Annotated in this window: 20 protein-coding genes; 10 read left to right on the top strand and 10 right to left on the bottom strand. The window is 60.0% G+C overall.

The features are described 5' to 3' along the window. Positions 1 to 19: 19 nt before the first annotated feature. Genes ACFPM8_RS12370 through ACFPM8_RS12390 form a run of 5 tightly spaced genes read left to right on the top strand, consistent with a single transcriptional unit; the run spans position 20 to position 7,148 of the window. A complete protein-coding gene (locus ACFPM8_RS12370; protein ID WP_378997859.1) occupies positions 20 to 385 on the top strand; it encodes a hypothetical protein in 366 nt (121 codons plus the stop codon). A gap of 10 nt (positions 386 to 395) precedes the next feature. Then, entirely contained in the window at positions 396 to 1,256 is an 861-nt protein-coding gene (locus ACFPM8_RS12375) for an alpha/beta hydrolase (RefSeq protein WP_378997860.1), read from the top strand. Further along, a complete protein-coding gene (locus ACFPM8_RS12380) occupies positions 1,253 to 2,464 on the top strand; it encodes an efflux RND transporter periplasmic adaptor subunit (protein WP_378997861.1) in 1,212 nt (403 codons plus the stop codon). The genes ACFPM8_RS12375 and ACFPM8_RS12380 overlap by 4 nt, the downstream gene beginning before the upstream one ends. A gap of 29 nt (positions 2,465 to 2,493) precedes the next feature. Further along, on the top strand, positions 2,494 to 5,703 hold the full coding sequence (locus tag ACFPM8_RS12385; RefSeq protein ID WP_378997862.1) for an efflux RND transporter permease subunit: 3,210 nt from the start codon (positions 2,494 to 2,496) through the stop codon (positions 5,701 to 5,703). A gap of 2 nt (positions 5,704 to 5,705) precedes the next feature. Next, complete coding sequence (locus ACFPM8_RS12390) at positions 5,706 to 7,148, top strand: efflux transporter outer membrane subunit (RefSeq protein ID WP_378997863.1); 1,443 nt, start codon at positions 5,706 to 5,708, stop codon at positions 7,146 to 7,148. 135 nt (positions 7,149 to 7,283) lie between these two features. On the opposite strand, the gene ACFPM8_RS12395 is transcribed toward ACFPM8_RS12390, so the two are convergent. Beyond that, entirely contained in the window at positions 7,284 to 7,928 is a 645-nt protein-coding gene (locus ACFPM8_RS12395; RefSeq protein ID WP_378997864.1) for an SAM-dependent methyltransferase, read from the bottom strand. Between the two features lie 203 nt (positions 7,929 to 8,131). Here ACFPM8_RS12395 and ACFPM8_RS12400 point away from each other — a divergent pair, with 203 nt between their 5' ends. Continuing rightward, positions 8,132 to 8,839: an aspartate/glutamate racemase family protein gene (locus ACFPM8_RS12400; RefSeq protein WP_378997865.1), complete on the top strand. Its 708-nt coding sequence runs from the start codon at positions 8,132 to 8,134 to the stop codon at positions 8,837 to 8,839. A 16-nt stretch (positions 8,840 to 8,855) separates the two neighbouring features. On the opposite strand, the gene ACFPM8_RS12405 is transcribed toward ACFPM8_RS12400, so the two are convergent. The 9 genes from ACFPM8_RS12405 to ACFPM8_RS12445 form a co-directional block, all read right to left on the bottom strand. Next, entirely contained in the window at positions 8,856 to 9,800 is a 945-nt protein-coding gene (locus ACFPM8_RS12405) for a GNAT family N-acetyltransferase (protein ID WP_378997866.1), read from the bottom strand. Then, on the bottom strand, positions 9,797 to 11,074 hold the full coding sequence (locus ACFPM8_RS12410) for a phenylacetate--CoA ligase family protein (RefSeq protein WP_378997867.1): 1,278 nt from the start codon (positions 11,072 to 11,074) through the stop codon (positions 9,797 to 9,799). Before ACFPM8_RS12410 ends, ACFPM8_RS12405 begins: the two co-directional genes overlap by 4 nt. Before the next feature lie 3 nt (positions 11,075 to 11,077). Next, complete coding sequence (locus tag ACFPM8_RS12415; protein ID WP_378997868.1) at positions 11,078 to 13,510, bottom strand: acyl-CoA reductase; 2,433 nt, start codon at positions 13,508 to 13,510, stop codon at positions 11,078 to 11,080. 1 nt (position 13,511) lies between these two features. After that, positions 13,512 to 14,642: a LuxE/PaaK family acyltransferase gene (locus ACFPM8_RS12420; protein ID WP_378997869.1), complete on the bottom strand. Its 1,131-nt coding sequence runs from the start codon at positions 14,640 to 14,642 to the stop codon at positions 13,512 to 13,514. A gap of 54 nt (positions 14,643 to 14,696) precedes the next feature. Next, entirely contained in the window at positions 14,697 to 15,947 is a 1,251-nt protein-coding gene (locus tag ACFPM8_RS12425; RefSeq protein ID WP_378997870.1) for an MFS transporter, read from the bottom strand. A 175-nt stretch (positions 15,948 to 16,122) separates the two neighbouring features. Further along, a complete protein-coding gene (locus ACFPM8_RS12430) occupies positions 16,123 to 16,491 on the bottom strand; it encodes a VOC family protein (RefSeq protein WP_378997871.1) in 369 nt (122 codons plus the stop codon). A 72-nt stretch (positions 16,492 to 16,563) separates the two neighbouring features. Next, positions 16,564 to 17,250: a helix-turn-helix transcriptional regulator gene (locus ACFPM8_RS12435; protein ID WP_378997872.1), complete on the bottom strand. Its 687-nt coding sequence runs from the start codon at positions 17,248 to 17,250 to the stop codon at positions 16,564 to 16,566. A gap of 98 nt (positions 17,251 to 17,348) precedes the next feature. Then, positions 17,349 to 18,101, bottom strand: coding sequence for an ice-binding family protein (locus ACFPM8_RS12440; RefSeq protein ID WP_378997873.1), 753 nt, complete (start codon positions 18,099 to 18,101; stop codon positions 17,349 to 17,351). Positions 18,102 to 18,233: 132 nt separating this feature from the next. Beyond that, positions 18,234 to 18,581 (bottom strand): hypothetical protein, encoded by a 348-nt coding sequence (locus ACFPM8_RS12445; protein ID WP_378997874.1) that lies wholly within the window; start codon positions 18,579 to 18,581, stop codon positions 18,234 to 18,236. A 66-nt stretch (positions 18,582 to 18,647) separates the two neighbouring features. Here ACFPM8_RS12445 and ACFPM8_RS12450 point away from each other — a divergent pair, with 66 nt between their 5' ends. From ACFPM8_RS12450 to ACFPM8_RS12465, 4 genes are all read left to right on the top strand, one after another. Further along, positions 18,648 to 18,986 carry a hypothetical protein gene (locus ACFPM8_RS12450; protein ID WP_378997875.1) on the top strand — a complete coding sequence of 113 codons (339 nt, stop codon included), beginning with the start codon at positions 18,648 to 18,650 and terminating at the stop codon, positions 18,984 to 18,986. Positions 18,987 to 20,188: 1,202 nt separating this feature from the next. Beyond that, on the top strand, positions 20,189 to 22,174 hold the full coding sequence (locus ACFPM8_RS12455) for a protease pro-enzyme activation domain-containing protein (protein ID WP_378997876.1): 1,986 nt from the start codon (positions 20,189 to 20,191) through the stop codon (positions 22,172 to 22,174). A 274-nt stretch (positions 22,175 to 22,448) separates the two neighbouring features. Beyond that, positions 22,449 to 23,564, top strand: coding sequence for an ATP-binding protein (locus ACFPM8_RS12460; protein ID WP_378997877.1), 1,116 nt, complete (start codon positions 22,449 to 22,451; stop codon positions 23,562 to 23,564). Between the two features lie 169 nt (positions 23,565 to 23,733). Continuing rightward, positions 23,734 to 26,385 carry an FtsK/SpoIIIE family DNA translocase gene (locus ACFPM8_RS12465; protein WP_378997878.1) on the top strand — a complete coding sequence of 884 codons (2,652 nt, stop codon included), beginning with the start codon at positions 23,734 to 23,736 and terminating at the stop codon, positions 26,383 to 26,385.

Here is a 26,385-nt window from a genome sequence, read left to right on the forward strand (position 1 = left end):
TTGTTACAGTCCACTAACTATGATCGCCCCGCTTGCTGAGATTGCCCCGGGGAATCATGAAGAGCCCAATGATTATCCACTAAATCAATACAGTGCTTCCAAGATTGACCTATTTATCTTTGAATGGTGGATGCCTATACTTTCCACAAAGAAAATCATTGTCGACAGGAAAATCCAGATGAAAACCGCAATCTATCGCTTCGCCGTTGTTGCCGCAGTTGTGCTGCCGCTGTTCGCAGCTATGCAAAACACCGCTGCAGTGCAGCTCATTGCCGACAGCGCGCTGGCCGGCGGCGGCCTCTTGGCGCGGGCGACGATGTCTCTGGACGGTCTGGCGCAAGCGGGCCAAGTCGCTGAAGCGACAGCAGCACGCAGCAATTTTTAATGCGAGGTGAATGATGAAACGATCGCAGATCTCTTCCGACGCGGCATGGACTACTTCCTTCCTCCGCTCATCGACCAACGATGAGGTCGCGCTGCGGGTTTTTGGCAAGAAGCCGAGGCCGGCGTCGGCGCCGATCATCGTGTATTTCCACGGCGGCCTGTTTAATTGCGGCACGGTGGCGGATGCCGACAGCATCGCCCGCGCATTGGCGGATCACGCCGTGGTCGTGTGCGTCGACTATCCGCTGGCGCCGAAATGCCATTTTCCAGACTCTGTGGAAGTTGCCTTCGAGGCGCTGCAATGGGTCTGGGGCCACGCTGCGGAACTCGGCGGCCATGCCGCTCGCGTGATCGTCGCCGGCGATCAGGCCGGCGGCAATCTGGCGGCCGCGGTCGCCATGGTGGCGCGCGATCGGGCGGCGTCGGCCGCCAGCGGCGCTGCGCTCAAAGGCCAGATCCTGATTACGCCGATGCTGGATCCGCAGCAAACCACGCTGTCGATGCGCGCGGCGCCGGACTGCCCTTGCCAACAGGCTTGGGCCGACTATTTGCCGTCAGCCAGCGACGCCATGCATCCGTATGCCGCTCCGCTGCATTCCCGGCGTCTCGGCGGGCTGGCGTCGACCCTGATCATCACTGCCGAACTGGACCCTTTGCGCGACGAAGCCGAGCTGTATGCCGCCAGGCTGATTACGGCGGGAGTCCCGGTCCAAGTTCGCCGCTTCGAAGCCGTCGGCGGCTATCTGGTCACGCCCAGTCATGCGTGTTTTGCGGCCGTTGCAGAAACGATGGCGCAATTTATCTCCGATTCGTTTCAAAAATCCGTCGACAGTGTCGCGTCGACTTCATCACCTAGCAAGGATCTACCATGAAAGCCAGCACTCCCCTTTTTTCGCGTAAAGCCATAGCGATTGCCGTTGCCATTCTCGCCCTGGGCGCAGTCGCCAGCGTCACGCTGACCAGCCGCGCCGCCAAACCGGCCATGCCTGCCGCCGCGCCGGCATCGGTCTCGGTCGCCAGCGTGCTTGAAAAATCCGTCACCGAACTGGACGAATTCTCCGGACGGGTCGAAGCCGTCGAGCGCGTCGAGATCCGGCCTCGCGTCTCCGGCACCATCGACGCGGTGCATTTCCAGGAAGGGCAGCTGGTTAAAAAAGGCGATTTGCTGTTCACCATCGACCCCCGTCCGTATCAGGCGGAACTGGCTCGCGCTGCAGCCACCCAGGCCGGCGCCGAGGCCCGTCTCGCCTTGTCCAAAACCGAACTGGAGCGCACCCGCCGTCTGCTTGAAGAACACGCCGTCGCGCAACGCGAACTGGACCAGCGCAACAACGCCTTGCAAGAAGCCGACGCCAGCCTCAAGGCAGCGCAAGCCGCGGTGCTGACAGCCAACCTGAACCTGCAATACACCGCGATCACGGCGCCGGTCAGCGGCCGGGTCTCGCGCGCCGAGATCACGGTCGGCAATCTGGTCGGCGCCGGCGCGACGGCTCCTGCCCTGACCACGGTGGTGTCGGTCTCGCCGGTCTATGTCAACTTTGAAGTCGATGAGCAAACCTATATCCGCTACGCCGCCAACGGCGCCGCCGGCAACTCCGGCATCAGCCGGCTCCCGGTTGCGATCGGACTGGCCAGCGAAGAAGGTTATCCGCATCAAGGCAAGATCAAATCATTCGACAACCGGCTCGATACCGCCTCCGGCACGATGCGGGTGCGTGCCGTGTTCGACAACGCCGACGGCGTGCTGACTCCAGGCATGTATGCGCGGGTCCGCACCGGCGGCTCGGCTGCGGAAACCGCGGTGCTGATCGACGACAAGGCAGTCGGCACCGATCAAAACAAAAAGTACGTGATGGTGCTGGGCGCCGATAACAAGGTGACTTATCGCGCGGTCGCGCTGGGTCCCATCGTCGACGGCTTGCGCATTGTCCGCTCCGGTCTCAAGAAAGATGAGCGGATCGTCGTCAACGGCTTGCAGCGGATACGCCCCAACGATCTCGTGACGCCGGTGACAGTGACTATGGATGGCGCCGTCAAGCCGCTGACCGTCGCCGGCGCCACTACGGTCACAGCCAAATAATTCAGATTGCTTTTGCAGAAATTCTCTCCATGAATATTTCCAAATTTTTTATTGACCGCCCGATTTTTGCGGGCGTGCTATCCGCACTCATCCTGATCGGCGGTTTGATCTCGATGATCAACCTGCCGATTTCCGAATACCCGGAAGTGATTCCGCCTTCAGTCGTGGTCAAGGCGCAGTATCCGGGCGCCAATCCGCAAACCATCGCCGAGACCGTCGCGGCGCCGATCGAAGAACAGATCAACGGCGTCGAAGGCATGCTGTACATGGCGTCGCAAGCGACTTCCGACGGCCTGATGACGCTGACCGTCACCTTCAAGCTGGGCACCTCGCCCGACCAAGCTCAGCAACTGGTGCAGAACCGCGTCAACCAGGCCCTGCCGAGATTGCCGGACGTGGTGCAGCGGCTTGGCGTAACGACCGTCAAGAGTTCGCCCAACCTGACCATGGTGGTGCATTTGCTGTCGCCCAACGATCGCTACGACATGGCGTACCTGCGCAACTATGCGGTGCTGAATGTGAAGGACAGGCTGGCGCGGCTGCCCGGCATCGGTTCGGTGCAACTGTTCGGCTCGGGCGATTATTCGATGCGCATCTGGCTCGATCCGCGCAAGGTTGCCGAGCGCGGCCTGGCCGCCAGCGATGTGGTCACCGCGATCCGCCAGCAAAACGTTAACGTCGCCGCCGGCGTGATCGGCGCTTCGCCTTCCGCCCCCGGCGTTGCCTATCAGATTTCAGTCAATGCGCGCGGCCGCCTGGCATCCGAAGAAGAGTTCGGCAACATCGTGATTCGTACCTCGCCGGACGGCGTCGTGACCTATCTCAAGGATGTCGCCCGGATCGAACTCGGCGCCAGCGAGTACGCATTGCGCTCGCTGCTTGACAACAAGCAGGCGGTCGCGGTGCCGATCTTCCAGGCGCCGGGTTCCAACGCCCTGGAAATCTCCGACAACGTGCGCCGCACCATGGCCGAGTTGAAGAAAGACATGCCGGAGGGCGTCGATTACAAGATCGTCTACGACCCGACGCAATTCGTCCGCTCCTCGATCGAAGCCGTGGTCCATACCTTGCTGGAGGCGATCCTGCTGGTGGTGATCGTGGTCATCATCTTCCTGCAAACCTGGAGAGCCTCGATCATCCCCTTGCTGGCCGTGCCGGTGTCGGTGATCGGTACTTTCGGCGTGATGATGGGCCTGGGCTTTTCGATCAACGCGCTCAGCCTGTTCGGCCTGGTATTGGCGATCGGGATCGTGGTTGACGATGCCATCGTGGTGGTCGAAAACGTCGAACGCAATATCGAACACGGCCTCTCCGCCAAGGAGGCGACCTACAAAGCCATGCGCGAAGTCTCGGGCCCGATCGTCGCGATCGCGCTGACCCTGTGCGCGGTGTTCGTGCCGCTGGCTTTCGTCAGCGGCCTGACCGGGCAATTCTTCAAACAGTTTGCGTTGACGATTGCCATCTCGACCGTGATTTCCGCGTTCAACTCGCTGACCCTGTCCCCTGCCCTGGCAGCTCTGCTGCTGAAAAGCCACGGCGCCAAAAAGGACGGTTTCCAGCGTTTGATCGACCGCTTGTTCGGCTGGTTCTTTGTCCGCTTCAACAGCGTATTCCACCGCAGTTCGGAATCCTACGGCGGCGGCGTGACCGGCATCCTCAAACGCAAATCGGCCGCCCTCGCCCTGTACGCACTGCTGATCGGCGCCACCATGCTGCTGTTCCACACCGTGCCGAACGGCTTCATCCCGGCGCAGGACAAACAGTATCTGGTCGGCTTCGCCCAGCTGCCCGATGCAGCCTCGCTGGACCGCACCGAAGACGTGATGCGCCAGATGTCCGAGATCGCCTTGAAGCAGCCCGGCGTGGAATCGGCGGTCGCCTTCCCTGGCCTGTCGATCAACGGCTTCGTCAACAGCCCCAACTCCGGCATCGTGTTTACCACGCTCAAACCGTTTGACGAGCGGCGCAGCGCGGATCTGAGCGGCAACGCCATCGCGCAGCAACTGAACCAGAAATTCGGCGCGATTCAGGGAGCCTTCATTGCGGTCTTCCCACCGCCGCCGGTACAGGGGCTGGGCACCATCGGCGGCTTCAAACTGCAAATCCAGGACCGTGGAGCGCTCGGCAGCGAAGCCATGAATGACGCATTGCAGGCCTTCATGGCGAAAGCGCAAAAAGCGCCTGAACTGGCGGGGATGTTCTCCAGCTTCCAGATCAACGTGCCGCAGCTGTATGCCGATGTCGACCGGGTTCGTGCGCAGCAACTGGGCGTCTCCATCCCTGCCGTGTTCGACACCTTGCAGATTTATCTGGGTTCGCTGTACGTCAACGACTTCAACAAGTTCGGCCGCACCTTCCAGGTCCGGGTCCAGGCCGATGCGCCGTTCCGGGCTCACGCCGAAGATATCGGCCTGCTCAAGACGCGCAATGACAAAGGCGAGATGGTGCCGCTGTCGTCGCTGCTGAAAATGACGCAAAGCCACGGCCCGGATCAGGCGGCGCGTTACAACGCCTTCCCTTCCGCCGATGTCAACGGCGGACCGGCGCCGGGTTACAGCACCGGCCAGGCGCAGGCAGCCGTCGAGCGCATCGCTGCGGAAACCCTGCCGCGCGGGATCGGTTTTGAATGGACCGAAATCACCTATCAGGACAAGATTGCCGGCGACACGCTGTTCTTCATCCTGCCGTTGTCTATCCTGCTGGTGTTCTTCGTGCTGGCTGCGCAATACGAAAGTCTGGCGCTGCCGCTGGCGGTGCTGCTGATCGTGCCGATGGGTATTTTGTCCGCGATCACCGGCGTCTGGCTGACCCATGGCGACAACAATATCTTCACGCAAATCAGTCTGGTGGTATTGGTCGGCCTGGCCTGCAAGAACGCGATCCTGATCGTCGAATTTGCACGCGAGCTGGAACATCAGGGCCGTGGCATTTATGCCGCGGCAATCGAAGCGGCTCGTCTGCGCCTGCGTCCGATCCTGATGACCTCGATCGCCTTCATCGCCGGCGTGGTGCCGCTGATCGTGTCGAGCGGGGCCGGCGCCGAGATGCGTCACGCGATGGGCGTCGCGGTCTTCTCGGGAATGATAGGCGTGACCGCCTTCGGCCTGTTCCTGACCCCGATCTTTTATGTGCTGTTGCGTACGCTGGCCACCAAATTGACCAGCAAAGGAACGTCCGCCGACGAGGCGTCAACCGCCTTGCCGCATGCAGCGCCTGCGGTACAAGCAAACGGAATCTGAACATGAAAACTTTTAACTTATCACTCACCACCCTGGTTGCGGCCCTGGTTCTGGCCGGCTGCTCCACCACCAAACCGCCGGAGCAGGTCGCCGTCGACTTGCCGTCTCAATATCGCGAATCGGCGCCGGCGCTGGATGGCGCATGGAAGGTCGCGACACCGGCCGATCAGGTCGATCGCGGCAACTGGTGGTCGGTCTTTGGCGATGCCCAACTGAGCAATCTGATTGCCGACGCGACGCAGGCCAGCCCGACCCTGGTCATGGCCATGGCGCGAGTCAAGGAGTCGCGCGCTACGGCCGGGCTGGCCGATGCCGACCGCGCATTCCAGCTTGGCGCCGGCATCGGACCAACCCGTCAAGGCAACGCGGCCGGGGCTTCCACCCAGTGGCGCGCGCAGCTCAACGCCTCGTATGAAGTCGACCTGTTCGGGCGGCTGTCCGACAGCAGCCGCGCCGCCCGGCTCGATGTGCAGGGACAGGAAGCAGCCTATCGCTCGGTACTACTGGCCTTGCAAGCCGACGTGGCGCAACAGTATTTTGCGATTCGTTCGCTCGATTCGGAGCTGGATGTGCTGCAACAGACGATCAAGCTGCGGCAGGATGCATTGCACCTGGTCCAGCGCCGCTATGACGCCGGAGATACCAGCGAACTCGACGTGGCGCAGGCAAAAACCGAACTGTCGGTGACGCAGGCGGAACTGGAAGGCGTGCAGCGCAACCGCTCGCAGCGGGATCACGCGCTAGCCATTTTGCTCGGCAAGACTCCGGCGCAATTCACGCTGGCGGCAACGCCGCTGCAACCGGTAACGGTGAGCGTGCCGGCCGGCCTGCCTTCGGATCTGCTGGAGCGCCGCCCGGACATCGCGCAGGCACAGCGCCAGCTGGCGGCGGCCAGTGCGCGGATCGGGGTGGCCAAGGCCGCCTTCTTCCCTAGCCTGGTGCTGACCGGATCGGCGGGCTACGAGTCCAACGCGCTGCACAACCTGTTCCAGTGGTCGAGCCGCAGCTGGCTGCTTGGCCCGCTGGTCGGCACCGTGCTGAACCTGCCGTTGCTGGACGGCGGCCGCAACAAGGCGAATCTGGCGAAGGCCGATGCCAACTACGAAGCGCTGGTTGCCAATTACCGCCAGCAGGTCTTGGTCGGCTTCCAGGATGTGGAAGACAATCTGAGCGCGCTGCGCACGCTAGACAACCAGATTCGTTTTCAGGACGAGGCCGTGAGTTCGGCGCAACTCGCTGCGCGGCTGGCCGATTCGCGCTATCGGAACGGCTCCGCCAGTTATTTCGAAGTGATCGATGCGCAGCGCTCAAGTCTTTCGGCCCAGCGCGCAAAGAGTCAAAGCGTGGGGCAGCGCGCAGTGGCGTCGGTGGGCTTGATACGCGCATTGGGCGGCGGTTGGGGCGAAGGATCGGCAACGCCAGCGGCTAAGGAAGCGCGAAGCTAGCCGATTTGCTTTAGGGCGCCTCTAAAAACCGTAGCGAGCGGCCCAAGGTCGGGGCGAGAAGCGCAGCCGTACGAAGGTACGGTGAGCATCACAGCCCCGAGATTGGGTCGCGCAGTAGGTTTTTAGAGGTGCCCTTTATCTGAAAGAACTCTTTTTCCCCGTCTTGATATTCAGGGAAAAACGCACCCCATTTTCGGTGCACGGCATATCGTCGGGCGGCTCGTCGCCCGCCAGTGCGCCGGATACGACTGGCAAACCTTCGCCTTTGCGCAGCAGTTCATCCGAACGTTCATACACATTGCGGCAACCGGTTTCGGCGATCAGGGCTTGCACGATGGGCACTTTCCAGGCATCGACGCCGGCCGCCTGGAACTGGCACACCAGAAAGCCCTTCTCGCCGCCGAACCAATCCACCACCAGGCCGGACAAGCCGTCTTCCTCGCCCAACACCAGATGCAGCGGCTGGCCGGAGCTGGCGCCGGCCTTTTTGCCTTTGGCGCTGCGTGCCGCAACCGCTGCCTTGACGCGGCGCTTGATCAGCGCATGGTCGACCGCCTCGTTTGGATCGAAGGTCCAGACGCGGGCGCGGATTTGCGATTTCGCGTTGTACGCGGCGCGCGCCAGGAATTGAGCGGAAGACGACTGTATCAGCGCCGTCGCCCCCGATTTCATGTGCTCCCCCGGTTTGCCGTCGACCCGCTCAACCGCGGACGCGTAAATCCAGGGTTGACGATTCAGCAGGCTTTTTTCCTTGCCTTGTTTGATGGTGACGATGAGCATAAGAATGTTTTCCAGACAGGACTAATGGGGATGTTGAAACATCGACGCACCGGGCGGCAGGTACAGAAGCGCCACGGCAAGATAACAATTACGCGCATTGTAAAACGGAACGCTGCAGATTGTTACGCAAGATAGCGTCGCGCTATAAAGTTCCACCTGCAATGTGATAACTTTGAGTTCCATTGCTTTCCTATAATCAAGTCATGCCCCAACATATCGGTATTGTTGCCTGCTCCGCCGAAGGCGCAGCTCTTTGTTATCGGACCATCTGCGTGGAAGGCTCACATTTTCTTGGTCCGCACGCTCATCCCGAGGTTTCGATGCACACCTACTCGCTCGCCGAGCACGTGCAATGCATAGCCCGCGGCGATTGGCAGGGCGTGGGGGAGCTGATGCTCTCATCTGCCGAAAAGTTGGCAAAAATCGGCGCCGATTTCCTCATCTGTCCCGATAACACTATCCATCAGGCGCTTCCTTACATTGAATCGCGGTCACCGCTGCCCTGGCTGCACATTGCCGAGGTCGTCGCCGCACAGGCCGTCGAGCGCGGGTTCCGTTGCGTCGGGTTGACCGGAACCCGTTGGCTCGTCGACAGCGAGGTGTACCCGGAAAAGCTCACAGCGCGACGATTACGATATGTGCGTCCGAACGCCGCCGAACGCGAAGAAATCAATCGCATCATCATGGATGAATTGGTCTACGGCATCCGCAAGCCAGAGGCGGTAGCTTACTTCCAGAGTGTTATCGGACGGATGAAAGATGAAGGTTGCGACGCTGTCGTACTCGGCTGCACCGAGATCCCGCTGATCATGAACGACCTGAATTCCCCGCTGCCGACCCTCGACTCCACACGCTTGCTTGCGCAGGCGGCGCTGCGCCGGGCGGTGCAAGGCGCAGCACCCGACGCATGATCGAGCCAATTCTATTCTACAAATGCTCCAGCGAGCGTGACGCACTTTGCTGGTCGGCCAACCTCAGGCTGTCCTGATGCAGCGCCCGGGCAATCGGGCAACACAGGTCCAGTTCATGCGCTTGATAACCGCGCTGCATCAGGCCGTACCATCCTCGATCGAGAGCGGGCATCAAGCCGCCGTAGACGAAGCCGGCGCGGCGCAGCTGCTGCATCGCGGCCGGAGAGCGCTGATCCAGTCCGAGCTTCAGATAGACCAGGCGCCCCTTCGGTATGTGCGCGACTTCATGCAGGTGGTCCGGGTGCAGGTCGTTCAGCGTGACTTCGATACGTTGTTCGTGGGTCGCCACAACGATAGGCGCACCGCTCGTGGGGTGGATATCGGAGCTGGTGCCGAAATGCCGTTCCATCGGCGCGATCCAGTCGCGGCATGCCTGCGGCCATGACAAGGACGGTATCGGGCACGGCTGCAACGGCAGGCAGCCCAACACCACGCTTTCCCGGCTTTCGTTGCCGAACGGCGAAGCGACATAATCCAGCAGCAGGCCGGTGGTGAAAAAACCCAGCGTACGCGCCAGGCGTTGGCTTTGCGTGTGGGATGACACCTGTTTGATGGTCAAGCAACGCAAGCCCTGCTCGCGCGCCTGTTCACACAAATGACGGCCCAGGAGAGTCGCGATGCCCATCCCGCGCGCGCTTGGATGTACCACGTTCAGCGCCAGTTCTGCGTTTTCAGGGGAATCGGCATGCATCCACAAGACGGCGTGGCCGACGATTTCTCCGTCGATACAGGCGACCGCGGACTGCCACCGCTGCTGCTGGTTGTTACGGTGGATCATCGACGGCAGATACACGTCCGGATAGACGTAGCAATCGCCGTACACCGCGCGGAACAAGGCGCTGACGCTATCGGCATCGTCCGCCGCAAAGCTGCGAACGGTCACGACTGCTTGCTGGCTCATGCTGGCTGCTCCGGTTGGGCGGCATAGTCGCGCTGATCCACTACCCGCAATAATTTGCCGGAGCGCGGATGGAGGCTCAGACTGCCAACCGGGCAACAGTCAACATTCAACCGTAGCTGGCCTAGCTGGATACAGGCGGCGATCTGCGGGTAACGCGTCAGCAGGGTCGCGCGCAGCCTGTCTGTCGCGGCGGCATCGGCGTCTTCGCTGCATGCAATGCGCAAGGTCAGCTGATCCATGCCGTCGGCAAGGCCGACCGCCATTTGCCACGGGATGGGGCCGAACTGCTGCTGCACGATGGTGCCGATCTCGCTTGGGAACAACGATAGCGTGCCGACCCGCACGCGATGTCCCTGGCTGGCGCGGCCACGCAATGCGAACTTGCGCTGCGGGCTGCCGGCAGGCTCGCACCAGGCCGCCAAATCGCCGGTCGGATAGCGAATCAAAGGCATCAGGCGGCGCTGCAGATTGGTCACCACCAATATGCCGTTCTGGCCGATGGCATCGATTGGCTGGCCGCTGGTGTCGTCGACGATTTCCACCAACGTATCGCCATCGAACACGCGATGTTCGCCCAGTGCGCAATCCGGCGTGCTGGCCCCCACCAATCCGGCATCGACGCTGGCGCAGCCAACCGAGGCGAAAATCGCGTTGGGGAATGTCTGTTTCAGCACCGATATCTGCTCGGCAAACAGGCTTTCGCCGCCGTACAGCACGGTAGTGACCGATGGCAGCATTTGCTTGGTTGCCGCCAGGTGGCTGGCAAAGCGCATCAGCTGCGCCGGCACGCAGGCGAGGACGTTGATCTGATGCGTGGCTATGGCCTGCGCCAGCGCGGCAAGGTCCATTGCGCCGGTAAACGGGAATTCGCAGACCGGCACCGGCGACTGCGCCAATGCACTGTGGATGAACAGGAAGCTGGTGTACAAATCGCCGGCAAAGAACAGATTGGCCACCCGATCGCCCGGGTGCAGACGGGTACTCAGCGCACGCCCGAAGGCGCTGACGAAGTTGTGCCATTCGGCGCGGGTATACACCGACAATTTGCCGTCGCCGGTCGAGCCGCCGGTCTTGAAGACATGGCCGTCGACGATAGCACCAGTCAGTACCGGCCACGATGACAACGGAACCGACTGTTGCCAATAGTCGGCCGGATCGATCAGCGGCAAATCCTGCAATTGCCAGCCGCTAGCGGGCAAATCCCGATACAGCGCGGCATAAAAGGGAGCATGTTGGCGCGCGTAATGCACCAGGTTTTCAATTGGAGAAGTCATGCGTCACATCTCGCTGTCGTGGCTGGCGGCCAATCGCCGGTCCAGCAGCAGCGGTGTTTTGCCGCTTTGCGGATGACGCTTGAAGTGAGTGGCAGGCGTGCTGACAACCTCCAGCTCCAGCAAGCCGCATTCAAGTACTTCAAGCAACGCGGTATCCTGCAGCAGCCGATGCCGGGTTTGCTCGACGTCGCCGTCCACCTGCAACCGGATGCGCTCACGGCCGTTGCCGGTGTGGTCGATCAAAAATTGCACCGGGACGCCGATTTGTTCCGCCAATTGGGCCGGATTGAGGAAGATCGTGCCGACCCGGATCAACTGACCATGGCGTCCGCACAGCTCAAAGCGCGGCGTCGGCAGCCCGCATGAACAAGGGCCCGGCACCCAGCGCCCAAGATCGCCCAGGTCGTAGCGCGTCACCGTTTGCCCCTCACGGGCGCGGGAAGTGAACAACAGACGGCCGACAGCGCCCTGCTCTGCCGCACGGTCGTGTTCGAGATCGGCGATTTCCAGCCATTGCGTGTCGGCCAGCAGATGGAATATGCCGTCCCCGGTAGCGCCGCAAGCATGTCCGAGCGGACCAGCATCGACCGAACCGTACATGGCCGAGCGAATCAGCGGTATGCCGAAGCCCGACAGGAACTGGCGCTGGCCGTCATTCAAATGTTCTCCGCCCAGCAAAATCTTGCGCACGCCGCCGTATTCGCGCAACAGTGCTTCGTGTTGCACGAACAGCCGGTGAATCGTGCCTGGCATACCGATCAGCGTATTGATTTTCTGGTCGACAATCAGGCGGGCAATCTCGCTGCAATCATCGGTGTTGGGGCCGCCCATCGGAAAATGCAGAGCGGACATCTTGTCGAGAATGGTGAAGAAGCTCAGCAAGCCGCCATACAAGTTACCGCCGTACAGCAGGTTGATCACTCTGTCGTTGGCCGGATCGAGTCCGGCCGCGAACAAGCCATCCGCCGCACTCTGCATTTGCCGGTGGTAATCGCGGTAGCTGAATCCTGCCAATTTGGGTTCGCCGCTGCTGCCGCCGCTGCGGAAGAACAGTTGAGCACGGGCGGTCGCGCCGTTCTGCTGGAACGCGGCCTTGTCCATGATCGGCTGAAGTTCCAGACCGCTTGGCGCCGGCGGCGGCAGATCCAACGTGGCATGGCGGGCAAGCATATCTGCCGGCAGGCTGACCGACACCCGCTTGGTCAGGCGCGCCAGTGCATACACGCCGTCGTGCGGCTCGCCGTCGTAACCGTCGTGCATGGCGCCGGCCGGCGTAACCCGGCTGACGCCGGCGGCCAGCAGCAATTGGTTCAATTCGGCCAGGTCGTGCGCCTCAACAATCAAGCCGCAGGTTTGCAGCTGCGTGCGCCACGGCTGCAATGTACTGACCAATTGCGCACGCGGCAGCGGCCGCAGTTGCACCGTGCGGAACAGCGGCGAGCCGGCCAGCGCCGGCGTATGCGCCCAGATGATGCGCCAGCCGTTTTCTTGCCAGACATGGCCGGCGATGCCGGCAAAGCTCTGGTCCAATCGGGCAAACGCCGTTTGAGTGCTGATTTCCGCTGCTTCCTGTTCGCTTGGGACCAGCGCCGGCCAGTGCTGCGAGCGACGCGACAGGGCCGCGGCCAATTGCTCGCCGACGGCGCGTAGCACAACGGGGTCGTCGCTATCGACCAGCACGCATTGCGGGCTGGAGCAGGCTTGTTGATCCAGGCGGCAGACTTCATCGGCCAGCGCATCCAGTTGCTGCGCAGAAGCGGCGGCGTCAGGCGTCAAGTAGGCAAAACTGATGCGATGGCCCCAGTCGATCCAGCGGCAACCGGCCGGAACCTGCTGTTGGATCGCAGCCAACGCCGTATGGCCGCCCCACGCGGAAATTGCATCGGCCTGCCTGAACAAGCCGCTCAAATCGTGGCCGGGTAATGGGAGTACAGCAAGGTAATCGGCCAGCGTACCGCTACTGTCATGGCTGAGAAAAGCCGCCAGCAGCCGCGCGGTCAGCCCATCGTCGCTGCTGCTGGGGCGCAGCCAGTTGACGTTGCCGACCAGCAGACTTTCCAGCATCGCGAAAAACGCCAGCAGCGGCGCATTGCCAGGGGTGATATGCACCACCAGTCCCAATGGCCGCCAGCTTTCGAAATGCGGGCTGCGGTAATCGATGCGGCGCAACGAGAACGGCGTCTCGCCCAGTTCGCGCTGCAGCTTGGCGACAAGCGCATCGCGCCGGCAGAACGCATGCAAGGCTGCGCGGCTGGCGGCATCCAGCTCCAGCGCCTGCGTGTCTTGCAATACCCAATCGGAAAATCGTTCGGCGCAGGCCAGTACGGCCTCGCCATCGAAGCGCGCAGCCAGCGTCGTCGGCAGTCGCGCTTGCAGCGACGTCAGCACCTGGTCGGCCTCGGCCGCGGGCATCATCGTGCCATGTGCGAGAAACATATCAGGACTCCTTGATCAATTCGGATGCCGCCAGCGCACAGCTGCGGCTTTTACTGGTGCCGGCGCGTCCGTGCAATTCGAACCAGTCGGCTTCGATGCCGCAGCCGCATTCGCTGCCGGCATGCAGCGAGGCCAGGTCGCTCATCACGACGCTGTGGGCCGGGCAAGAGGTAATAAACGGCGAGACGAAATGCAGAAAGCCGCGTTCGCCGTACGGCTGCTTGGCCAGCGTCGCCGGATGGCGGACAAAGGCGCGGGCATAGCTGGGAATATGGAAGCGATGGTGCGGGCATTCGATGTAAGGGACCGGATGCTCGACGGCGCCGTAACCATCCCGGCAGCGGATATCCGGAATACCCAGTTGCTCGCCCAAGCGCTGGTACAGCATGGATTTGGGGATCTCTTGGTCGGCATGGGTTTTCCAGCCGCCGCCGAGAAATACCAGCGAGTCGGCATGCAGCTGCAACGGCGGCAATCCCATCTCGCGCATGCGCTCCAGCGCGAACCACAGGAAGGCCGGGAAACCGAAAATGCGTACCGGCAGTCCCTCTTCCGCGAATTCCTGCAGCGCGCGGATCACGCCGAACGGGTCGAATTCGTTACCGCTACCATTGTGGCGCAAGGCATAAACCACCCGATTGACCGGCGCGTACTTGCACAGGAACTGGTCGGTGTAAGCCGTGCCCAAGGTGATGGCGCCGGCCGGCTCGTAGCTCAGCAGCAGGTAATTGCACGGCGTGTCAGGGGTATTCCAGCCGTAGTGATCGAAAATGCGATCCACCATGGCTTGCGCGGCGCCGATGCTGCGGTCGTCGTAGCGCATGCGGCTTTTCTGGCCGCTGGTGCCGGACGATGTCAGCTCCAACGCCTGCTCGCCGGTAGTGCTTGGCAACAAGCGGCGCTTGAAATAATTGGCAAAAATCGGCGGCAGTGTCGACCAGTCGCTGACCTGCGCCAGCGCATCTTGATCCAGGCCGTTGGCGGCCAGCCAGTCGGCATAGCCGGGCGATTGCGCACAATGGTAATCGGTCAGCTCGCGCATGGCGGCATTAAACAGCTGATCGCAGGCGGCATCGGCGCGATAAGGGGATTCGATGGCGCATAGCGCATCGACATGTGTGAGTGGACTCACGATAATCTCCGGTGGAATAGGAAACGGAATCAGGTAAAAAGAGCAGCGTCGCCGTCAGGCGACGGCGACGGCAGGCTTCTGCCTGAGCAGACGCCACAGCGGCCACAATGCCAAGCCCACCGAGGCGCTGGCGGCGACCGCAAAAGTCTGCAGGCTGGTGCCCGCGCCCAGCACCGACAGCGCGGCGCTGCCCAGGCCGATGGTGGCGATCGACACCATCCCCAACATGGCCGCGACCGTGCCTTTGCCGCTCTCGCTAGCAAACAATGTCAGGCGGTAGAGCGAAGCGTTGCAGATGCCCATGCCGAAGGCGTAGATCGCCATGCCCGGTATCAGCGCCATCAGTTTGACGCCGGCCAGCGTCATTCCCAACATCAGCAGCAGGCCGCCGACAATCGGCACCAGCGCCAGCCGGATCAACGCATCCAACTCAAAGCGGTCGGCAGCGTAGTTCAGCACCAGGTTGCCGGCAATCAGACCGCCGAAAATCGGCAGTTGCCACAAGCCGTACGCAATCGTATTGAGCCCCAAATCGTGCATCAGCAGTAACGGCGACAAGCCGATCCAGCTGATCAGAGGAATGCTGATCAAACCCAGCGCCAGACTTCCCTGCATGAATCTGGCATTGCGCAGCAGCTCGCCATAGCTGCTCAGGATGCTGGCAAGGTGCAACGGCGTCGGCGCCAGGTGGCTGCCGTCGGTACGGGTGACGCCTATGGTTTCAGGCATGAAGCGCCATAGCCCGAACCAGGTCAGGACGGCCAGCAAACCTACGCCGACGAACAGTGCGCGCCACGAAAGCACTTCCAATAACAGGCTGCCCAACAACGGCCCCAACAGCGGCGACAGCAGCGCGATATTCGCCAGGATTGCCATCAGGCGCACGGCTTCCGTTTCGCGGAAAGCTTCCTGCAGGACCGGGTAGCTGACCACCACGATAAAGCCAAGACCGATGCCCTGGATAAAGCGCAAGCCATGGAAAAAGTAGATGTCGCCTATCCACGGCGTAACCATGCACGCCAAAGCAAAGCCGGCGACGCCGATCAATAACAGCGGGCGGCGGCCGAAACGATCGGACAGCGGGCCGATCAACCATTGGAAGGCAACTCCGCCCAGCAAGTAGGCATTCAAGGCCATAGGCACATGGCTGGCCGGCACTTGCAAATCGCGGACGACATACAACATGGCGGGCATCACCACGTCGCTGGCGACATAGGTCAGCAATTCGAAAGTGGCCAGCAGAAGACAGAAGAACAGAGCGCGACGTGGGGAGATGGGGAGCAGTGAGCGAGAAAAGAGTGACATCTAGTTATCTTGCATTTTTGAAGCGCGGATTATATTTGCCCAAATGCAAATAAACAACTGTTAATTTTCTCAGCTGCAATTTATTTCGACTATGGTGTAAGCGGCGCGGCAGGCGTTGATGCATCGGCCGCCCAGGCGTTTTTTGCGGCCGATCACTCCTAATTCCGACAAGCTCCTAATTGCCAACGGGGCAGACACGAATGCGATGCCCGTCCGGATCAAGGGCGACGAAGGTGAGGCCGAAAACATCGGCGTTCGGCGCTTGTTCGATCTTGACGCCTCGTTCGCGCCACTCTCGATGAAGGACTTCCACCGCAGCGTCGTCTGCAACAGTGAAAGCCAGTTCCGTGCGATTGCCGGTTTGCGGCGGCGCCGGGTTTACCCTGTGGCTAGCCCAGAGACCCAGCGTGAAACCGCCATCCAGAGCGAATGCGACGTAGGTCGGGAACGAAGCGATCGGGTCGCGGTTAAGCAACTCACGGTAGAACGGGATGCTTTTAACCGGATCGCTGACATACAAAATAATAAGATTGGGGCTAGACATGGTTGATCTCCTTTAGGTTGTCCTGAATGAAGGATGATAGGAGACCATACTGTCAGTTTCCGGCAGTATGGTTTATACCGACTTCACCTGTTTTTTTTGCCACTCCTTGAGCAAAGCTTGTTTGCTGCGCGGATATCGCAGATCCAGCCAGGCAAGGGAAGAAATCCGGTCCGTCCGGAAATGACGAAAATCGCCTCGCAGCTCACACCACGAAACGAGTATCCGGGTGCTCTCGAAGAACCCGATCGCAAATGGCCATATGGTGCGGCACGACTCAGCGCCCTCTTGATCGGCATAGGTGATGGTCATCTTGTGTTCGGTGCGGATTGCCTTTCTTACCAAGCCCAAGTCGATGTTCTCCAGAGTCGTCGTGTCGTGCGGCCCGACAAACAGCGCATTGGTCTCCATGTCGTTGCGGAGGTCTTCGGGAAGCACGGCGGCGATTTTTGCGAGCGCATTCGACGCCGCCGAAGCAAGCCGCTTGTCCGCGCGCTTGCTGACCCAGCGCGAGCCGAGTACCAGCGCTTCAATCTCGTCGTCGGAAAACATCAGCGGCGGCAGCATGAAGCCGGGCCGGAGAACGTAGCCGACGCCTGGCTCCCCTTCAATCATGGCGCCTTGCGCCTGCAGCGATGCAATATCCCGATAAAGGGTTCGGATGCTGACTCCCAACTCCTGCGCAAGCTGTCTGCCGCTCACAGGCAGACGGTAACGCCGCAGGGATTGGAGCAATTCAAGTAGGCGCTCGGATCGGGACATTTTTCAATCGTCTATCGAATCATTAAAAAAGCTTGCCAGTATAAATCCGTAGACGACGTTTAAGTGTTGACACCATCGAGCGCGATCAATCCGTTTCGTCAATATGCGTTCTGCTGGCACTTACCCGCCAGCGCATCGCAGCCGATGACGCTAGCGCCAGTGACCGTCACGGCGACTTTTGCCAACGCTCGGCCAGCGACGGAGCCGCCGGTCAAGGTGATCGCCCCATCGGTGGCGTTACCCGCGAGGATGTTGCCCTTGAGAGCCGAAGTCGTCATCGTCACGCCGGCGCCGACCGACCAAAACACATTGCACGGCCGCCCATGGTCGGCCATGACCACTGAGAAATTAGTGCCGGTAAGCGCTGCCCCGACTTTGAAAATCCAGATCCCGTTCGAGGGACCGATGAGCGTCAACGTTGTGTTCGTGAACGTCACACCTGCGGGAAAACAGTAGACACCCGGCGCAAGCGGACCGAGCGCCGGCACATTGCCCGTGAAGGCAGCGGTCGAGATGGTCTGGGTACAAGGCCGGGACTGGAGAGCGGAATATGCCCTGAGCAAGTCGGCTTGCGCCAGAGCTGCGGCCGCGTTGGTCGCAGGAGGACTCCCGCCCGCCATCGTGCAGCCGGTATTGGTAAAGCTGCCCGGGTAAACGCCTATGTCTCCGGTAACCACCGAACCGGAGGTACAGGTTACATTCGTGCCGCCCAGGATAGAGAATTCCGACGCCGCACCCAGTGACACCTGGGCCCATGCCGGGGAGACGCCGCCAGACAGCGCGACGATCCCAAGTATGCATATCGGTACGAACTTCCTGATCGGTTTGATTGAAATTGCGGATCTGTTCATGTCTTACTCCCTTTATATTTCAGCGGAAAGACACCGGCATGTGGCCGGCCTCTTGCGGGCGCGAACCCACTTCAAGATGATCCGCCTTCGGCTGGCAATGCTTTGTTCGTTGCCACACGTAAAGAGAAAAATTTACGCGATTGGTACGCTTAACGCGCCACTCATGGCCGTCTCTGGTGCACTTTTCGGTAATTTATTTACGCGGCATTTATACGCCTTGCTCCTGGCGAAGGTCTTCAAGCTCAAATTTGACGGAGCGGGATCGACTCGCACGATCCAGTCGAGAACGGGCTGCTTTGACATGAGGAGGATCACGTTGTGATTATTTGTGTAGTGAGGATGGTCGTCCATGCCTGAGTAACTTGCACTAAAATCACCGCCTTGGCGCCCGCCACAAATCATTCTGTCAAGACGGTTCAGGCTGGCTGCTGCAAAAGCTTCACATGAATAAAATTGTCCGACTTGGTCTATCCAATCCATGAAATGTTTAATACATCATTCAACGTGAACGCGCATGCGCGCCAATTAACTTAACAATTCACAGTTATGACCACTGAAGATTCCAAGGCTATACCCGAGTTACTTGAAAAGTCCGCGCTGCGAGATTTACATGATGCTGAGTTGCGATCCAAAGCGCTCGAAGTGCTCGCGCAGAACAATAATTCGAGCACCTTTTTAGTAACAGTTTTTGGCGGCACAGCGCTCGCCGCATTCGCGGAATATATGCTCAAATCCAACGGACTACCGATAGCCGATCTACTGGTTGCACTGTCTTGGGGCGTTCCCGGCCTGCTTATCTTGAATTACCATCAGGGCCGCCAATTAGATGCAGTTATTCAGATTCTTAAGTTGAACATGAAGGCGACCGGACGGAACGATGATTAGCGCTAACCGACAACCAGTTTCGCAGTATGTGCCATGCATTACACACTGACCCTTCGCGGCAATGTCGCACTCATGTTGCCAATATGTGCTGTCTTGGCTGCGTGCGTCCTCATTGGCTCTCCGCCTTCGTTTGCCATCGCCGGTTTCAGCTCCGCTCTCGGTGTCGTAGCGGGCTTGTTGCAAAGCACAGCTATTCGCAACAACATGGCAGGCTTCAAAGGTGCACAGACAGCGCTTCAAGTGCGTGCCGTTCTAGTCTCGTCGAACGCAGGAAAAATCTCTGTAGCAATCCTATGGTTGTTCGGTAGCGCGCTGTTGTCTCTGGTCGTATTTGGCGGTCATGTCGCCACAGTCCAAACAGTCCTCGCTTCATATGCCGGATTTTCGCTAGCTCGCGAGCTAGCGGCACTTCCAGCCGTAATCTCGTTAAACAAGTTCAGTTAGAAATCGCGGCTGCTGAATTCGCACCTAATTCCAGGTTGGACATCGCAGGGGCGCCGATGACTACCTGGATAGCCGATGTACAAGTGAGGAGAAGCGCGACCTTGCGCAGACTTCAACGTACACATAAAGATACAAATATCCCGTTAAATTTTATTGCAACATGGAAATTTTCGACTTATTCTAAATCCCAAGTACCCCGAGTTTAGTTTTAAGAACATCGTGTCAAGCAGTCGCTTTTATATGCCGCTCGCTTCAAAAAGAATGAATAAAAATGCAGAGGCCGCCGCTGTTAACTCTCAAGAGGACGCATTATGACTTGTGCTAAATTCACCGCCATATCCCTCATTGTTCCGCAACTGTCGTCCGACGATTTTTCGCACACTTTTTACACCACGTCTCCCCCCGCCTTCTGTCATTGGTAGCGACAACGCTACGGCCATCTAGCGGATTTTACGATCCGCGATGTTTCCTGCATCACGCTATGTGATGCAAGTTCCAGCATCTAGATCACCTGTAGAAATTTTTCCGATTCACCAGGCGCTGTCATGGTCGCTTCCTGGTGTTCGCGCCCTTGTCCGCCGGTGCGGCGGCTCTGGGCATCAAGGCATTTCTTCACAACGCCAGGTACGTCCCGACGTTGCGGGAAATTGCGACTTCCCTTGCGAGACTTCACATTGCAAGGGGATGCATTTACTGAGCAGATCCACTCGATTACCGTCGATGGGGTCACTTTATCCATACACAATTGGAGTAAAGCAATGACATTCAGAGTTAATTTAAAGATGCTATCGCTGGCAGCCTTGATGCTTGCGACATTTGCCTCATCAGCCAAAGCGGAAACATGGGTATCCACTGCAACCAAAGCGACTGCGGTCAAAGGCACGACGACCAAGGCGGTCACGCATATCGCTGCGATGCAAGCGGGTTCTCTGACACACGTCGTGGTCGCGCTGAAGCTGCGCAACAAATCTGACCTGGATGGGCTGACGGCTGACATCATGTCCGGACGCACCAACAAGGCGCTTACCAATGCGGAATTCATGTCCCGCTATGCCCCCACCAAGGAGCAGGTGCAAGCGGTCGTCAACCACCTGACCCGCAGCGGCTTTACCAAGATCACTGTGTCGAGCAATAACATGCTGGTGAACGCCACCGGCAGCGCCGCCTCGGTAAAATCGGCATTCAATGCCGACTTGCATACCTATAGCGTCAATGGCCGCACTGCATACGCCAACGTGAATGACGCAGCGGTTCCGCAATCCCTGTCCAATATCGTTTTGGCCGTACATGGATTGCAGACAGTGCACCTGCATCACACAATGTTGAAGAAGCCGGACGCAAAGATTCTCACGACGACCGGCCACAACCCCACCGACTTCCCGACAATCTATAACGCAACGAGCCTGCCTAGCGCAACCAACGCCACCATTGGCATCATTAGCCAAGGCGACGTGTCGCAAACCATTACTGACCTGAATTCATTCGCCAGCTCCGCCGGTTATCCTCAGCCCAATGTTTCCACCGTTGTCGTCGGGTCTGGAAGCAGCGACACCGCCGGTCTCGGCGAATGGAACATGGATACCCAGAGTTCGTTGGCCGCCGCGGGCGGGACCATCAAGCAAATGGTCTTGTACGTCGCCGATACCCTGAGCGATGCCGACCTGACCAATACCTACAATAAGGCCGTCAGCGACAACCAGGCGAAAGCCATCAATGTGTCCTTGGGCGAATGCGAAAACGACGCCCAATCGTCCGGGATCATGGCCAGCAACGACCAGATTTTCCAGACTGCGGTAGCACAAGGACAGACGTTCTCGGTGTCCTCGGGCGACTCCGGCTCATATGAATGCGGCACCAGCACCAATGCGCAGAGCTATCCGGCCGTCTCGCCGTACGTGATTGCGTTGGGCGGTACCCTGGTCGACACGGACTCGAACAACGGCTGGCTTGGCGAATCGGTGTGGAGCTGCACCGATTGGCAAAGTTGCCAACAAAGCGCCAACGGTGGCGCCGGCGGCGGTGCCAGCTTGACAGAGTCAGCACCTAGCTGGCAGGTCAGTTCCGGTGTTCTGGGCTCGTCCACCATGCGCGGCGTTCCTGACATCTCGTTGGATGCCGACCCATCCAGCGGCGCGATGGTCCTGATCAACGGCTCTACCCAACAAATCGGCGGCACCAGCCTGGCAGCGCCGCTGTTCACCGGCTTCTGGGCACGCGTCCAATCGCAAAACAACAATAGCCTGGCCTTCCCTGCTGCAGCGATTTATCAAAAAGCCGCCGCCAATCCCGGCATGTTCCATGACATCACCTCGGGCAGCGTTGGCGGTTACAACGCCTCGACTGGGTGGGACTATGCCAGCGGCTATGGCAGCCTGAATGTCGCCAATTTTGCAGCAGTCATTGGCTCCGGCACGACACCACCGCCGCCAACAGGCAATGTGTTGAAGAGCGGCGTTCCGGTAACCGGCCTTGGACTTCCGTCTGGATCGAGCAAGGTCTACTCCATCGTCGTACCAGCCGGCCGTACCAGCCTGACGTTCAAGACTTCCGGCGGCAGCGGCGACTGCGACATCTACGTCAAACTCGGCTCGGCGCCAACGACCTCTTCGTATCTGAAGAAATCGGATGGTTCAACCACCTCCGAGTCGATCACCATCAGTGCTCCGAAAGCCGGGACTTATTACCTGCTGCTCAATTCCTATGCGACGTTTAATGGCGTATCGCTGGTGGCCACTTATAAGTAAGACGACTCCATCTGTCCCAAGACAATCGGCGGGTAGCTTACGCTGTATTCTTTGGCAGATAGATTGAAGGGGCGCCGTGTAAACGGCGCCCCTTTTTTTCTGAACCCTACTTTGCACTTGATCGCAGACAGCGCCGCGCATCCTGGGAAACGCCCGTCATCGCCACCCTTAAAAAGTATTAAACGATTTAATACCTTTTAAGAACTTTAATAGACAAACCGAGATTTGTTTCCCATAATCAAAGGTATTAAATCACTTAATACCTTTTAATACCATGCCGAAGAAAGCCAACAACTGGCATTTTGCCCGCCCCAAGCTAGCCAAAACCTACCTCGACCTGTTTGAGGTCGGGCTGACTTCGGCCCGCGGCTTGTTCGCCCGGCGTCGCATGGGAAAAACCGAATTCCTGAAACAGGATTTCATTCCGGCCGCCGAAGCGCGCGGCTATGTGGCGGTATACGTCAATCTGTGGGATCTGGAGCTGGATCCCGCCACCGCGCTGGTGTCCGAATTCTATAAGGCAGTCGAACCCAAGGGATTCGACAGAGTCTGGGCGCATTTCAAGCGGCCGATCAAGAAGGTCAAGGCATCCGGCAAGGTGCCGGGGATAGGCGAAGGCACGGTGGAAGCCGAGCTGGCGGACGACAACAGGCTGTCCGGCACCTTGCTGATGGAGGCGGTACGCGCTTTCGACAAAACCAAGATCAAGATGATCCTGGTGATCGACGAAGCGCAGGTGCTTGCCTACGACGACAACGCGCACTTCGCGCACGCGCTGAGAGCGGCGCTGGATATCCGGAAAGACCGCATCAAGGTGATTTTTGCCGGCAGTTCCGAGCCGACCTTGCGCCGGATGTTCGGCGTCTCGTCCGAACCGTTCTATAACTGGGCGCCGTTGGAACCGTTCGAATTGCTGGGCCGCGACTTTGTCGAAGCGATGGTGGAACGGGTCAACACCATTTCAAAATATGAACTGTCGGTGGTGGATGCACTGCACGCTTTTTCGCAGCTGAAGAACACGCCGGAGTTTTTCCGCCGCTACGTCGAACACTATGTCAGCAACCCGCTGGACGGCTCGGCTGCCGCCCTGGCAGCCACCAAAACCCGGGTATTCAGCGATGAAGGTTTCAAACAGCAATGGGATGCCTTGCTGGCGGCCGACAAAGTGATCCTGGCGATGCTGGCCGGCGGCGTGACCGACTTGCACAGCAAAGCGGCATTGAGCCGCCTGGGCAGCGAGTTGGGAATAGGCGATGCGGTGAACAAAAACACAATACAAAACGCCCTGCGCCGCTTGAGCGACAAAAATATCGTGACAAAGATCGATTACGGCCTTTATCAATTCGAGGATGAAGCCTTGGCTGACTGGGTGCGCCACAGGGATGCGTAGCGGCCGGCCGCCTTCGGTGTTGCGCCAAATCGACATGGCAACACGCGCTGCATTTTCAGTTAATATCACCCACTTTCTTTTTTAAGGACACTCAGCGAACTTCGGTCTCGTCTGATCGGCCGAGCGTTTCCGATGACCTCGGAACGCCGATTTTTCGTTGAATTTGAGCATGCATATAGCTGTTTTCGATTGGTTCGGATGGTCGCTACTCTGGCTTACCCCACTGCTTTGGCGCGTGATCAAGGCGCGCCGGGCCGGCGTCACCACGCTGCGCGGACCGGGATCGATTCGATTGTGGCTAGGCACCTTGCTCATATTGTTGGCCAGCAGCGCACTGGAAGCCGCCATCCGCATGACGGATGCAACGCCATTGAGCGGCGACTTTGCAGGGCAAGCCGTGGCACGAGCCCTGATCGGCGGCTTCGGTCAGGTCGGCGGCGTGCTGACGATGATGGCGGTGGTCATGCTGGCGCTGTCATGGTTGTTCGGCACCGGCTGGTTGAAACCCATTGCGTGGCTGGCAACACCGTTGCGCGGCATTTTCCCCAAGCAGACGGACAATAGCGCCCCCCAACGCGAACAACGCACGACGCGGATCGTCGCGCCCATCCAATCCGGGACAGCTTCCGCCAGACCGCGGGAGATCATCGCGGCGCCGCCACGCAAACGAAAATCCTGGCGCCTGCCCTCGGCCGCCGACCAGGTGGCGTTCTCCGACAATCCGCAAAAACCCCGGCAGACACGGCCGGAAGCGAAACCATCCGGCAGGACCATGTCCGAATGGGCCGTGTTCGAACAAATCATCCCCACGCCCGCGATGCGCGCGCGCGCCAATGCCGCCCAGGCAGCGCGCAACTCAGCCGCAACTCGACCAGGCGGCATGCTGCCGTATCAAAGCAATCAGGCGCAGCCGCGCCACGCCCAGACCAGGACCATCAGCACCCGCCCGGCCGCATTGCCCGCCAACAGCGTTGCCTCCCCTGCCCTGCCGATCAAGCTCGCCGCTGTGACCGATCATCAAGCGAGCGATGCCACCATCGCCTTGGCCGCTCTCCCGCTACCGCCGGAAATACTGCCAATGGCACCAACCATTTCTCCGGCGCTGCTCACCCCTGTCGACACATTCGCCGACACCACGCACTTGCTCAATCAGGCACCAGCATCCTTGCCTGCCTGGACGATTGACGATGCGCCGGACACCGTCATCGACATCAGCGGTCTGATTTCCCTGCGACCGGTCGGCGGGCAAGCAGCGCCGGCTGCCAGCGAGCACCCCCGACATCCGGCGGCACAACAGATCAAGACAGAAGATCAATTCCAATTTCACGCCCCGCATCAACTCAGCATCGACTTGCCCGGGCTCGACCTGCTCGATCCGGCAGTCAATGAAATTATCGATATCCCGGCCGAGCGCCTGGCGGAAACCGGCGTGCTGATCGAACAACGCTTGAAAGAGTTCAAGGTGCCCGTGACCGTCCTCGGCGCCGATGCCGGGCCGGTGATTACCCGCTTTGAAGTGGAGCCGGCGCTAGGCGTACGCGGTAGCCAGATCGTCGGCCTGATGAAGGATTTGTCGCGCGCGCTGGGACTGACGTCGATTCGCGTGGTGGAAACCATCCCCGGCAAAACCTGCATGGGACTGGAGCTGCCGAACGAGAAACGGCAAATGATCCGGCTCTCCGAAATCCTGGAATCGGACGCCTATCAGCACTCGGCATCGCGCCTGACCCTGGCGCTGGGCAAGGACATCACCGGCAATCCTATCGTCGCCGACCTGGCGCGCGCGCCGCACATGCTGGTCGCCGGCACCACCGGCTCCGGCAAATCGGTCGCCATCAACGCCATGATTTTGTCATTGCTTTACAAGTCGACGCCGGAAGACGTGCGGCTGATCATGATCGATCCCAAAATGCTGGAATTGTCGGTGTACGAAGGCATCCCGCATCTGCTGGCGCCGGTCGTGACCGACATGAAACTGGCCTCCAACGCGCTGACCTGGTGTGTCGCCGAGATGGACAAACGCTACCGCCTGATGTCTGCGCTAGGCGTGCGCAACCTGGCCGGATTCAACCAAAAGATTCGCGACGGCCAGATGCGCGGCAAAAAGGTCACCAACCCGTTCTCGCTGACACCCGACGCCCCCGAACCGCTGTCCACGCTGCCTCTGATCGTGGTCATCATCGACGAGCTGGCCGATTTGATGATGGTGACCGGCAAAAAAATCGAAGAACTGATCGCCCGCCTGGCGCAAAAAGCCCGCGCCGCCGGCATCCACCTGATCCTGGCGACCCAGCGCCCTTCGGTCGACGTGATCACCGGCCTGATCAAAGCCAACATCCCGACCCGGGTCGCGTTCCAGGTCTCATCCAAGATCGACTCCCGCACCATCCTCGACCAAATGGGCGCCGAAGCCCTGCTCGGCCACGGCGACATGCTGTTCCTGCCGCCCGGCTCCGGCTACCCGCAACGGGTGCACGGCGCCTTCGTCTCCGACGAAGAAGTGCATCGGGTGGTCGAGCATCTGAAACAGTTCGGCGAACCCGAATACGAAGAAGCCATCCTGGCCGGCGCCCCCGCCGAGAATGCCGGCGCAGAACCGACCGCAGAAAGCCAGGATGCCGAGGCCGATCCGCTGTACGACGAAGCGGTCGCCTTCGTCCTGCGCACCCGGCGCGCCTCGATTTCATCGGTGCAGCGGCAACTGCGGGTCGGCTACAACCGCGCAGCGCGGCTGGTGGAACAAATGGAAGCGGCCGGCATCGTGTCGTCGGTGGCGACCAACGGCAGCCGTGAGGTGTTGGCGCCGGCGCAGGTGGAGTGA

The organism is Paraherbaspirillum soli (assembly GCF_042654985.1).
GTDB lineage: Bacteria > Pseudomonadota > Gammaproteobacteria > Burkholderiales > Burkholderiaceae_D > Paraherbaspirillum > Paraherbaspirillum soli.